Annotated in this window: 9 protein-coding genes and 2 pseudogenes; 6 read left to right on the forward strand and 5 right to left on the reverse strand. The window is 56.5% G+C overall.

The genetic code is table 11. From position 1 onward, the window contains the following. Positions 1-81 precede the first annotated feature (81 nt). Together ACEN8E_RS15260 and ACEN8E_RS15265 are read right to left on the reverse strand one after the other, a co-directional pair. Positions 82-3,375, reverse strand: coding sequence for a UvrD-helicase domain-containing protein (locus tag ACEN8E_RS15260; RefSeq protein ID WP_495588796.1), 3,294 nt, complete (start codon positions 3,373-3,375; stop codon positions 82-84). Between the two features lies 1 nt (position 3,376). Further along, positions 3,377-4,462: a hypothetical protein gene (locus ACEN8E_RS15265; RefSeq protein ID WP_495588797.1), complete on the reverse strand. Its 1,086-nt coding sequence runs from the start codon at positions 4,460-4,462 to the stop codon at positions 3,377-3,379. A 90-nt stretch (positions 4,463-4,552) separates the two neighbouring features. On the opposite strand from ACEN8E_RS15265, the gene ACEN8E_RS15270 reads away from it, so the two are divergent. Next, on the forward strand, positions 4,553-5,593 hold the full coding sequence (locus tag ACEN8E_RS15270; RefSeq protein WP_495588798.1) for a TauD/TfdA family dioxygenase: 1,041 nt from the start codon (positions 4,553-4,555) through the stop codon (positions 5,591-5,593). 591 nt (positions 5,594-6,184) lie between these two features. Here ACEN8E_RS15270 and ACEN8E_RS15275 read toward each other — a convergent pair. Continuing rightward, positions 6,185-7,528, reverse strand: a pseudogene (locus tag ACEN8E_RS15275) (IS1182 family transposase); the annotation flags it as partial. A 199-nt stretch (positions 7,529-7,727) separates the two neighbouring features. Then, positions 7,728-8,125, reverse strand: a pseudogene (locus ACEN8E_RS15280) (MerR family transcriptional regulator). A gap of 77 nt (positions 8,126-8,202) precedes the next feature. Here ACEN8E_RS15280 and ACEN8E_RS15285 point away from each other — a divergent pair. From ACEN8E_RS15285 to ACEN8E_RS15300, 4 genes are all read left to right on the forward strand, one after another. Continuing rightward, the gene (locus ACEN8E_RS15285; RefSeq protein ID WP_495588799.1) at positions 8,203-8,550 is read left to right on the forward strand and encodes a mercuric transporter MerT family protein; all 348 of its coding nucleotides are present in this window, start codon (positions 8,203-8,205) and stop codon (positions 8,548-8,550) included. 12 nt (positions 8,551-8,562) lie between these two features. Next, positions 8,563-8,838: a mercury resistance system periplasmic binding protein MerP gene (gene merP, locus ACEN8E_RS15290; RefSeq protein WP_495588800.1), complete on the forward strand. Its 276-nt coding sequence runs from the start codon at positions 8,563-8,565 to the stop codon at positions 8,836-8,838. A 7-nt stretch (positions 8,839-8,845) separates the two neighbouring features. Then, on the forward strand, positions 8,846-9,070 hold the full coding sequence (locus ACEN8E_RS15295) for a GDCCVxC domain-containing (seleno)protein (RefSeq protein ID WP_495588801.1): 225 nt from the start codon (positions 8,846-8,848) through the stop codon (positions 9,068-9,070). Positions 9,071-9,704: 634 nt separating this feature from the next. Next, complete coding sequence (locus tag ACEN8E_RS15300) at positions 9,705-11,174, forward strand: sensor histidine kinase (protein ID WP_495588802.1); 1,470 nt, start codon at positions 9,705-9,707, stop codon at positions 11,172-11,174. Between the two features lie 223 nt (positions 11,175-11,397). Here ACEN8E_RS15300 and merR read toward each other — a convergent pair whose 3' ends face one another. Beyond that, positions 11,398-11,796, reverse strand: a complete 399-nt coding sequence (gene merR, locus ACEN8E_RS15305; RefSeq protein ID WP_495588803.1) for a mercury resistance transcriptional regulator MerR — start codon at positions 11,794-11,796, stop codon at positions 11,398-11,400. 165 nt (positions 11,797-11,961) lie between these two features. On the opposite strand from merR, the gene ACEN8E_RS15310 reads away from it, so the two are divergent. Next, positions 11,962-12,186: a GDCCVxC domain-containing (seleno)protein gene (locus ACEN8E_RS15310; RefSeq protein WP_495588804.1), complete on the forward strand. Its 225-nt coding sequence runs from the start codon at positions 11,962-11,964 to the stop codon at positions 12,184-12,186. The last annotated feature ends 341 nt before the right edge of the window (positions 12,187-12,527 follow it).

Raw genomic sequence — 12,527 nt, forward strand, 5'->3', positions numbered from 1 at the left:
CCCCCCCCGAGGAGGAAGCCCCGGGAAACTCAGATAACTGCGACGCAAGCAGAAAACCACTGGAAGCCATTGACCAAGACCTCATGGCCTCTGGTCACAAATGGTCGAATACGCGCACCGATTGCAGTGCTTCCCTCGACTGGCGGCACGCTCACCCGCCCGTAACGCCGTGATCGCTTTGAACACGCTCGTACCGCTCGCCCTGGCAGAGGGAACCGCGTTTTCAAAGCGCCCGGTGACGAGGGAGTGGATGGACATATTGTTGCAGCGACTGCCGCCGAGGTTTTCCAGAATGGGGCGTACGTTTCTGGAAACCTCTGATAGTCCAATGCCTGTGCGCAGCCAGACCAAATCTCCGCTAGTGTCGCGAAGCATCCAGGGCATGGTAATGATCTGCCCATTCACGCTGGCCGTAGTTTCGGGGACGTACTGTGCAATACCGGGCTGCAACGAGGTGCCGCGAGCAAAGGCGATCCAAGCATGCTCCGACAGCATCTTGTCTTCCGCGTGGCTCGGCAACGGCTTCTCGCCCCACGCCTGCAAGAAGGCATCCTGAGGCTTCACTCCATCACGGTAGACATACTCAAGCCCTGCCAGCACTGATCGCCGGGCCCGGATCGAGACGTCCAGTTCCTGCTCTGCCGGAAGGCTCAGCTCGTGCGCGTAGTGATACTGGAGGGAGCAAGACATGAAGCCGTCGAGCGCCGAGAAACTGATCGTGGCGGGCGCGGCCATTGGAACACGAGCCAATGGCCGCGGGGCCACCAACACATTGGCGGCTCCACGAGTCGGAATGAGGATCGATGGATCACACAGGGGGGTGGGGATCTTCGATGCATCCATGCCGCAATAGACATTGAGCCGGTCTTTCGCCCTTGAAACGCCTACGTACAGCAGGTTGTTACGCTCGATGGCCTCGCCCTCAGCCCGCATCTGGGGCGTACTGTTGAGCGCCTCAGGGGGAAGCAACAGGGCTTGGTGATCATCATCAAACCGTGGCGGCGCATCGGCACCAAACCGGGACTTCTCGACGTTGGCCATGTGCACCACGTCGAATTCGAGCCCCTTGCTCCCGTGAACCGTCATGAGCCTGACCGCGTCAATCGCAGCGGCCTCGGGCGGCAACGAGCGCTCTACCGAACGTTGGCCGATATAGCGTCGGAAATCTTCCCTGACCAGAAACTTGGACAGCGTTGCCTGGCTACCGGCCCCATCACTGTTGCGCACTCCGTAGAGGAATTGCCACAGGGCTAGGCGCTGAATCTGCGCAACCGGAGACTGGTCAGTCAGCGAGCCCAGTCCGAAACCCTTTTCAAACATCAGATCGCACACGAAGGCCCAAGGTCGGGAGCTGCGCGTCGACGTGTCCAGCAACGCATTCAACGCTTGGATGACCTGCAGCCCCTTGGGCGACAGCCCCGGCACTGGTTGCTTCAGCCAGCGTCCACGCTGGTACTCGAAGCCCAGCTTGGAGAGGTTCGTGAGTACGGTGATGTCCGAGGCCGGCATACTGAGATCGCTGTGCCGGAGCAAGCCCAGGAGCGCGCCAGGCGTGCGCTGGGTAAGGAGTTGCATCAGGCACATGAACTCTTTGACTTCAGCCCGTTGGCTCAACTCGCCGATGTGCAGTACAGGGATCCCGGCCCGCTCGATGTCTTGAGCCAACTTGTCCACTTGGACGTTGGTGGAGCTGATGATGCCTTGGCTGCCGTAGGAGTGGCCGGCCACCCGGCATTGCTCGATCTGAGCAACGATCGTGCTGCTTTGAGCATCTTTCGCCGCGTGGATCAAGGCCGGCATGACCCCGCTCGCAGAGCGAGAAGGTGAGACAGGATCGAGGGGCACGAGGGGCTGCAGTACGTGGTCGGTGCCAGCCCTTTCGACGGCGCGAAGAATTTCAGGCGAGCTACGGCGGTTGATGTCCAGGCTGTACCGTTTGATCGACGCTGCCTGGCCCCTTGCGACGTACGCTTCATCGAACTTGAGCAGACTCTGGATCGACGCACCGCGCCAGTGGTGAATAGCTTGGCGAATGTCGCCGACGACCCACAGATGGCGCTGGGGCGACCCGATCTTTTTAACGAATTCGACCATGACATGGTTGACGTCCTGGTACTCGTCCACGAGGACATGGTCGTACTGCTCAAGGAAGGCGGCCACAGACGGGCGATCGTCACGCGCTCTGAGGGTGGGGCGAACCAACAGGTCTGGATAGTCGACCCAACCCTCCCGGCGCAGGACAGCCTCGTAGGCCTTGTACAGGGTGACGATATCGTCGCGCTCCAGCGCAACCTCCGGGTCGACGGCTGGCAGTGTTTGAAGGATTGCTGCGTAGTCTTCAGGAAAGACCAACTCTTCCTTCAACCGATGAATGATCTTCAGGACGTCAGGGAGCCAATCGTACGGATTGCGCAACCTGAAGAAATATTTGAGCTCCAGAGTGGGCAGCTCGTCGACCATCATCCTGACCTGCTGGAGCAGATCCGCAACCTTGATCTGAGGGGTTAATTCGAAGAGATGATGCTTTCGAAGCAGTTCTAATCCGAATGAGTGGAACGTACCAGCCCAGATATGAGAGGCATTCGGGACATTGGCCGCTGTCAGTCGCTCGACAAGCTCCTGCGCTGCACGGTTGGTGAATGTCATGACCAGGATTTTGCTGGCAGGCACGCCACTAGCGATCAGGTGGGCCACGCGGTGCACCAGGGTCCTGGTCTTACCCGTGCCTGGCCCCGCTACTACATTGACATACTTTTCCGGTGCCTGAGCGGCAAGGCGCTGAGCATCGCTGGGAGGGTGCGTCGGAGCGGGAAGTACCGGGGCAACATCCGGGAGCAACAACGCATCAGCCAGTTGCTGCCGCACGACCTCCAGAGGCAACTGAAAGTACGTGGCGATTTGCCGGGAACGCCATCCGTTTGACCACAACGCCCTTGCCACTGACTTGGGCAACAGCAGCTCCCGCGCAAAGACATTGGCCTGAAGCTCTTGGCGCTCCCACGCGCCATACCCATCAACCACGGCAGAACCGGGCGACTGTCCTGCGTCGCTGGAGATAAATGACGTTGAGGTGGATCCAGGCGGTGGCTTTGGAGAATCGAGATACCAATGGCCAAGTTCATGGGCCAACAGATAAGCCCGCTCCTCCAGCCGGACATCGTTACGAATCAGGATCGTCTTCAACCATGGCTGGATGAGAGCGTCCCCGCCTCCCAGCGCATAGTCATCCGGCTCGACCCAATCAATCGCCAGCCCCAGAGTGCTTTCAGCTACTGCAAGCAGCTGCTCGCTGGTAGGGTAGTCATTGCCGCACGCGGCGATGAGCTTCGCCCGTGCATTCATTGCTTCGATTCGTGCACGGTCGAAAGGATTCATCTCAGTCCCCTATTGCCAAAAGCTTGGCTTCCTCATCACGAGATAGCCTCAGAGCCTTTACCGCCTCCTCCCATGGAACAGGCTCCGTGAGCACACGAGGCTGGCCGTTTGGTGCTTTATACGAAGGCCTTGGCATCTGCCTGAAATTGAGGCCTACCGCCTGGGTCACGGCCTCCCTTGAAACCGCGAAGTACTCGGCGATCTTGCCAAGCAATGCGCCGGGCGCGAGTACAAGACCTCCCAGCACCTCGTTGACCAATCGACGCTTGCCATGCAGCCCCAGATAGTCGGCCAGCTCGCCAGCTTGCGGGCCTACAAGCCCAGCAATTGCAACGCGAGCGCGCTCAACTTCCACCTCTGCACATACAACTGCACCTTGGGCCTGCAAGCAATGTGAGAGCTCCTCGGCTAAAAGGCCGCCAACGATCTGTGAAGTCGACCGCCCGTACTCTTTGGCGGTCAACTTGAGCTCAAGGCTGAGCTTACGGTCGAGCCTGGCCATCCATTGATAGAACTCACCGCTGTAGCTCGCCACTTTTTGCTCATAGCCGTCGAGAACCTTCCTCCCGCTACGTTCCTCGATGGCATCCTCAAAACGGTCATAGCCGCTTTCGACCAACTCGCGGACGAGAACCGAAAACTTCTTGTTCTGCCCCTCAGCGAGCTCCTTGAGCGTTTCGTGCATCGATACAGGTACGTAAACGCCGACCGTCTGCAGAGCCCCCTTGATGCTGGTCACGGGCGCTGATCGTGAAGCCTGCGATGCACGAGGCAAAGCGGGTTCGTAATGACTACGCATAGACACCTCCTTTGGCGACACATCCTGGACAGATGGAACACTCAATGGTTCTGCCGCAGAAGCCACGAGTGGAGGAACGACGAGGTTGGACGAAAGTTCCGCCATGACCTTCCTGGCGAGCAGGTCTGGGGAAGGCGCCTGCACCTGAAGCAGATGGCCGTCCGGCAATGCGACCGTGCACTGATGAACTCCTGCCACTACCTGAAAATCCCCCGTTGTAGACACCCACGCAAGGTAATCTGCCCATGCTCTGAGCGGGGAGGACGTCAAATTGACATTACGTTTCATGGTAGACTTTGGCCATCGTGTAGGAAGCAATGACACGCCGTTAGGCGTTCGTATATCATCTTTATATCACTTGAGCTTGCAGGGACACAATTGATCGACGCTCATTTTTCCAGGGCTATCCATGGCTCAGTCAGCCGTTGGATGCACGATAATCCGCTCGAATTTTGCCTCTCTGCGCTCGACAATCCTGTGGAGCTTGGCGCAAGCCTGTTGCCAGCGATCGAGTCAGCGCTGGCCAACGTCGACGTGACGCTGGCAGATATCCAACGCCATGCCTGGATGAATCCCCTGATTCATTTGAAGGAAGTGTTCGATATCCATGAGCTGCCAGAAACGCCAACTGCCTTCATTCCTGTACCTGACGTAGCCACCACGGTAACAGCGCGGGCTTGTGCAGTGGCCTGCCTTGCTGCGCTTAACTCGGACACCATCTCCTATGGTTCCGAAAATGAGGGCCATCTGTTTGTAAATCTGGTCGTGCTGCCTGGCGATGATGATTTTGCGGACAAGTCCAAGGCCGACATGCGTGGCCATACCGACGGGGTTACATTCCCGATTCGCGGCCAATTGCATGAGTTTGACGAGCGCGTTGCGCCGTCGCCAGATTTCGTTTGCCTGAGCGGCCTTCGCAATCCCGATGAGGTCACAACAACGGTCATGCCCCTGTCGGCTGTTTTGCAGCAGTTGACCTATGACGAGATCAACGAGCTGACAAAACCTCAGTACGTAATTCGTCCGCAGAAAACCTTCAAGCGTGGACTGCGCAAACTCTTCGGCAAGGACAGCCCCTTACTGGACGCGATGGCAGGTATTCAGCTGCTTTTCGAAGGCGACGATGGGTACTGGATCCGGTACAGCCACAGCGCTGCGGACACTGATTATGATTCCGAATTGGCTACCCAGGCCGTCACACGGTTCGAGCAGGCCTGCTCTGAATGCTCCACCTCGGTTGTCATCTCGCCAGGGGATCTCCTGGTCGTAAACAATCGCGTCGGTCTACATGGCCGTGGCATGGTAGGCGGCGAAACAGGTGGCAACTCGCGCTGGCTACTACGTACGTACGGGCTGGATACCCGAAGCTTAACTCCAGAGCAACGCTATGATGGTAGCGCATTCAAGCTCTTCCCCTAACTGCTTCCGCAAGCCGAATACCTTCAATCAGCAAATGCATGAGTTTTTGATGGGCCGTTGCACACGATCTTGTGCAACGCCGCCTATAGGCAAGCGATGACTCGCACACACACAATGATTTGAACACAACCTACCCCTCCCACCTCCCGCGAAGTCTCTGTCCTCACGCAGAGAATCATTGCGCCCTGTCATAAATTGTCTCAGCTCAGTTCTGCATAATCGTTGAAATCATGGAGTCATACCGGTACTCCTAAGGCACCAGTTTCAGCAGGGAACGCACCATGCATTCAAGATTCAGGGTCATCGAAACAACCAGAATGGATGATGGCATCAAGCAATATCGAGTTGTAGATCTCGTCGAGGGAGGCTCTGCTAGCAAGCACGGTGTGTTCAAGATCAGGGGGGAAGCAGACGCCGTCTGTTCGAATCTGAATACCGAGCATCCACGTCAGATTGGTGTAAGTCGTACGTCCCTGAACCTATGATCCATTCGTTTCGGAACTCCAAGCGCCGGATGACTTTGTAGGACAGCTGCATGTCTATAGCGCAGTCGTGGATTCCCGCTCCGAAGTACGTCTTGAAGGCGCTCCTGGTTACCCTTGGTAGGGTTTTGGTCAGGAAGTGGGTACTTCCCATCCAGTATTTGAGCGTTCCAAAAGGATGCTCAACGGTCTGTCGGCGACGCCTCATCATCGTTGGATCATTTTCCAGTCGTACCTGCATCGCATCGACTACGGCTTCATGTTCCCAGCGCTTTACCCGGCGCTCCTTACCCGTCGTACATTGCTTGTGCATCGCGCAGGACTGGCAGCCGGAGAAGTAGTAACAATGCAGTAGCATGCCGTCTTCTACCGAAGAATGCCGCCGAGTCAGTAACTGTCCCGCAGGGCATCGATACGTGTCCGAAGCAGCAACGTAGATGAAGTCCTGCTTGCCAAATCGACCTTCGGCTTTGCTGCCCGATGTCAGGGGTTTCGGTACGAAGGTGGTGATGCCAGCCTGCTCGCAGGCAAGGATTTCCAGACTTTTGTAATGGCCTCGGTCGGCCACCACCGTTAGCGATTCAGCCTCGATTTCTTCACGCGCCTGGTTCGCCATATTGCTCAGTTGCCCACGATCATTACCAACGTTGGTCACCTCATGGGCAATGATCAAATGGTGCTTGTCGTCGACAGCTGTTTGGACGTTATAGCCAACCGTTCCGGTGCCTCGGCCGCTCGTGGCCATTGAGCGCGCATCTGGGTCGGTAAGGGAAATCTGCTGGTCTGGACTGTCGTGGAGCTGCGCCTCGATTTCCTTGAGTTTCTGCATCTGCTGTTTCAGCGTTTCGATTTTTTCTTTCAGTCGCTCGGCCTTGGCCTCGGCCACTTCGGGCGTTGCCCGATCCGCCGAATCCATCGCCGACAGATAACGGTCAATGCTCTGTTCGATCTGCTGCATGCGTGCCTTCACTTTGCCTTGGGTGAAGTTACGGTCACGATTGTTGACGGCTTTGAACTTGCTGCCATCGATGGCGATGATCGACTGAGAGAAGAGATTAAGGTTGCGACAAAGCACCACGAATTGCCGGCAGACGCTGCGAATAGCTTTGCCGTTGTCTTTGCGAAAGTCGGCGATGGTTTTGAAGTCAGGAGCCAAACGCCCCGTCAGCCACATCAACTCGACGTTGCGCTCGGCCTCACGTTGAAGCCGGCGACTGGACTGAATCCGATTGAGATAGCCGTAGATATAGATCTTCAGCAAGATCGCGGGATGGTAGGCCGGACGCCCCGTTGCAGCAGGGTCAACACCTTCAAACCCAAGTGCACCCAGATCGAGCTCATCGACGAAAACGTCGACCACTCGCACTGGATTTTCTTCGGCAACGTAATCGTCCAGGCACTCCGGCAGCAAGGTGACTTGCGCCCGAGCCTCACCTTCGATGAATCGCTTCATGATCGTCCCCGCCACGATCTCGACGATCAAAAGGTTAGACAATTGCAGGCGTTTTCACACAGCCTGGGTCGGATGCAGCCTCTTACGAAGGGCAACTGTCGGCTGAAGCGGTCATTTCTGACCGCTAGCAAGCAGCCTTATGCCTACACAGCACGCGGTGCTGGCTTGACGCCTATGAATGATGCCCGGCAACCAGGCATCACTCCCTGTTCAGCACATCGATGATCGGGCAAACGGCCCCGCCGTCGCCTGCATCGCATTTGTGCACCAGTCCACCCAGTGCCTGCCGCATTGCGGCAAGGTCGGCCATCTTTTGCTCGATCAGGGCCAGCTTGCGCACGGCCAGTGCCCGAGTTTCGCGACAAGTGCAGGCCGCATCCAGTGTCAGCCGTGTGCCCACCTCATCCAGCGTGAACCCCTGCGCCTGCGCCCTCTTGATGAAGCGCAGCCGTTTGACCTGCTCCGGTAGATAGCGCCGATAACCGCTGAGCGGCTTTGGCACCTCATCTAGCAAGCCGCGTCGCGGTAATAACGAACAGTCTCGATGTTCACCCCGGCAGCTGCCGCCAACTTGCCGATACTCAGCCCTGTTGCCATCACCCCCCCCCTTGATTCTGTACTCGGGTACGGAGTGTAAAGTGACCCTAGGTTAGATCGGTTCAATGGAGAAGACGGTGGCCCAGCAAATTGGCAAAGGCTCGCTGATCGCAGGCGCATTGGCCGCTATTAGTGCGTCGGTATGTTGTGTCGGGCCACTGGTACTGTTGGCGCTTGGCGTCAGCGGTACATGGATCGGTAGCCTGACGGCGATGGAGGCATACCGGCCATTCTTCATCGGCCTGACGCTGCTGTTTCTCGGGCTGGCCTTTCGCAAGCTTTACCTGGCGCCAAAGGTCTGCGCTGCGGACACGAACTGCACCAATCCGCGCACGATTACACATCAGCGCATCGTGTTCTGGATCGTCACTGGGCTACTACTCGGTCTGCTGGCCGTTCCGTGGCTGGCCCCGTTGTTCTATTGAGGGAGTCTCGCCATGCGCCAACTGCTAATTGCCGTCCTCGCCACCCAGGCCCTCGTCGCACTGGCGGCTCCAGCGCAAACCATCAGGCTCGACGTTCAGAACATGACCTGTCCGATCTGTCCGATCACGATCAAGAGATCGCTGGAGCAGTTGCCCGGCGTGAGTGCCGTCAAGGTCGATCTCGCCGAGAAGATGGCCATCGTCACCTATGACCCCGATAAAGCCAACTCTGAAGCGTTGATCAAGGCGACGACGCAGGCGGGTTATCCCTCCAGCGTGCACAAGTGAGGCAACCATGAGTGGCGTCATCCTCGAATCCGTATTGACCTGCCCGCATTGCGGTTTCGCCAAGCTGGAAGCCATGCCCACGGACGCCTGCCAGTTCTTCTACGAGTGTGGCAGTTGCAAAACCCTGCTACGCCCCAATCCTGGTGACTGCTGTGTGTTCTGTTCGTTTGGCACGGTGAAGTGCCCGCCGATTCAGGAGCAGCACGGATGCTGTGGTACGGGAATGACCTGAGTTCATTCGGTTTATCAGACGCCCCTGACGCGCCTCAAACCGTGTTTATGGGAGGTTAGTGTCATGTGGTATCGCGCTCTGATGCTCGTGGTGGTCTACCTGATTATCACCCTCAGCATCGGCTGGTTGTATACCCAGTGCTCTCCTGCATTGGATTTGATCCGACGAGAGAAGTGCTGCTGCAACCATTCATGGAGCTGGACGAAAGCCCCCTCTTCCATCGATCCTTTGTCAATCAACCCACGCTCGCCACGCACCAATAGCGGCAATTGACCACGTCAGTACGATGAGCACCGCAGCATGCTTATTCACTTGGCGCTTCAAATCTCTAGCCTCCCACTCCGCAACAGTCACTAACGGTTTCTTTAGACTCACTAGCCCTACCTTTCACGGGGGCCATGTACCCAAAGTTGGCTGTATTTCCCCAAAGTCTGCATTTGCCTTTGGTGCTGACGACACTGCCAAGACATTCAATCTGCCTCCTCTCAAGCATCAATACAGTCAAACACTGGTTGGGTTGCCTACGCGGCTAAGCCCTGATTTGTTGGCATAAAGAATGCTGGGCATTCATATACGATTCATTGAGTGGTTCAAGCGGCTACAACTGGCGAAGCAGTACGCACAGGACACTCCCATGCAACCATCATCAACTTTATTCAGACGCAAACCCTGGGGAGCTGCCGACTCAATTGCGCCGACCAAACCATCCCACCTTCTGCGCTGGTTTTCGATCATCAGCTTCATCCTCATCAGTTCGATAGCTATTGGGCTGGGTTTTGTGTCGACGCGTTTCTTGGTCAACGAAAGTCTGGAACGCGATGCCCTGTTGTCAGCACAATTTATCCAGACAATCGCCGTGGGTGAGTTACGTCATCACGGGTTGTCCGGGATGCGGATGGGTGACGTTCTGGCAGCTACCCAATATGGAATGCTGTCGGAAGAAATGGCGAAGAAAAGGCACCATGCGCGCTTCGAGTTCCTCGACCACCTTTCGCATCTCCCGGATTCACTCCTCATCAATATCTACTCCCCTCTTCGGACAGTAATGTGGTCGACTAATCCGCAGCTTATTGGGCAAAAATTTCTGAACGACGAGTCACTTGAAGCGGCATTCAGCTCGAAAGACCGGGTCTCCACCAAATACAGCAATGCTGATGAACGCCGCCCCGAACAGCAATTTTCGCTCGCTCCCAAAATGTTTTTCATCGAGAGCTACATCCCTCTGGTAGATGATCTGGGGAATACTCTGGCGGTGGTGGAAATTTACAAGGAACCAGCCGATCTAAGCGAACGCCTCAATCGTGGCCACTGGATTATCTGGCTGTCTACTGCGATGGGCGGTCTGCTGCTTTATTTCGGGCTGTATTGGCTTGTGCGACGGGCATCGATTCAACTGGCGTCGCAGGAAGCGCAACTCGTCGCCAACAAGACCTACGTGGGCTTGGTTGAGATGTCTACAGCAGTCGCTCATAGTCTGCGTAATCCCTTGGCCTGCATCCGCTCCAGCGCAGAATTGGCAAACGACATGGACGGCCAACCCGCGAAGAAGAACATCGACGATATTGTCAGCCAGGTGGATCGCATGTCGCAGTGGGTACATGAGTTGTTGATGTGCTTGCGACCGATCCGTGGAGAGGCGGAACTGGTGGAGCCGATGATGGTGGTACAGGCCGTGCTGGCCAGTTTCAGCCCGCAACTGGCTCAATCAAGAATCCAGGTCGAGTTCAAAAATGAACCCACCCCCCGGATCATCAGTAATCCACTGTTGCTTTCTCAAATTCTGAATAGTGTCATCGCCAATGCGATAGAAGCAATGCAGGGTGGGGGGAAACTAACCATCCAGGCCAATGTTGATGAAACCCATCAATGGCTGCATCTCACCATTGATGACACCGGGAATGGAACGTCACGGCAAGAAGAAATGATGGCTTCCAAAACTTTCTACACCACCAAGCAAGGCAAGCTGGGCATCGGGCTAATTATGGTGAAGCAGATCATGGAAAGTTTTGGCGGAGAAGCCAGCCTGACCCACCATGAACAACAGGGAACATCAGTGCGCTTGAGTTTCAGGGTTGTGGAAAGAAGAGCCCGCGCATTGCCCTAACCCTCGTCTTCACACAGCCGCCCTCGCAGACCTGTGGGGAAAAAGCACTGACTCGCGTTATCCCGTATAGCTTTTTCGGAAGACCGCTAAGGGTTGGATGCGCCTCTCACGAAGGACAACTGTCGGCTGAGGCGGTCATTTCTGACCGCTAGCAAGCAGCCTTATGTCTACCCGGTACGCGGTGCTGGCTTGATGCCTGTGCATGATGCCCTGCAACCAGACATCACTCCCTGTTAAGCACATCGATGATAGGGCAAGAGGCCCCACCGACGCCTGCGTCGCATTTCTGCACCAGTGCGCCCAGCACCTGCCGCATTGCGTCAAGGTCGGCGATCTTTTGCTCGATCAGTGCCAGCTTGCGCACGGCCAGCGCCCGAGTCTGGCTACACGTGCACGCCGTATCAAGCGTCAGCAATGCGCCCACCTCATCGAGCGTGAATCCCAGCGCCTGCGCCCTCTTGATGAAGCGCAGCCGTTTGAGCTGCTCCGGTAGATAGCACCGACAACCGCTGAGCGGCTTTGGTGGCTCATCCAGCAAGCCGCGTCGCTGGTAATAGCGAATAGTCTCGATGTTCACCCCGGCAGATTGCGCCAACTTGCCGATACTCAGCTCTGTCGCCATCACACGCCCCTTGATTCTGTACCCGGGTACGGGGTGTAGAGTGACTCTAGGTTAGATCGATTCAATGGAGAAAACGATGGCCCAACAGATCGGCGGATCCTGAGGTGTTAACCAAGGCGACGACGAATGCGGATTATCCCTTCACCGTGCACAAACGAGGCAACCATGAGCGCCGTCATCCTCGAATCCGTGTTGACCTGTCCACATTGCGGTTTCGCCAAGCAGGAAGCCATGCCCACGGACGCCTGCCAGTTCTTCTACGAGTGTGGCAGTTGCAAAACCCTGCTACGCCCGAATCCTGGTGACTGCTGTGTGTTCTGTTCGTTTGGCACGGTGAAGTGCCCGCCGATTCAGGAGCAGCACGGATGCTGTGGTACGGGAATGACCTGAGTTCATTCGGTTTATCAGACGCCCCTGACGCGCCTCAAACCGTGTTTATGGGAGGTCAGTGTCATGTGGAATCATGCTCTGATGCTCGTGGTGGTCTACCTGATTATCACCCTCAGCATCGGCTGGTTGTATACCATTGCGCTCCTGCATTGGTTTTGATCCGATGGGTGCCGTTCGGTCAGTCCGCATTTGGTACCATTTGCAGCAGGTAGCTTTATCCCAATCACAGTCGTTGGGAGAGTAGCTGCAATGGGTCGTTTTCTACCCTTCGCAACAGACAGAAGTCGGCCAAAAACATCATTTAACATTGTCCGTCTGCTAAGTCGTCCCCAGTTTCCTAT

It is taken from the genome of Pseudomonas sp. Pseusp9 (genome assembly GCF_059491265.1).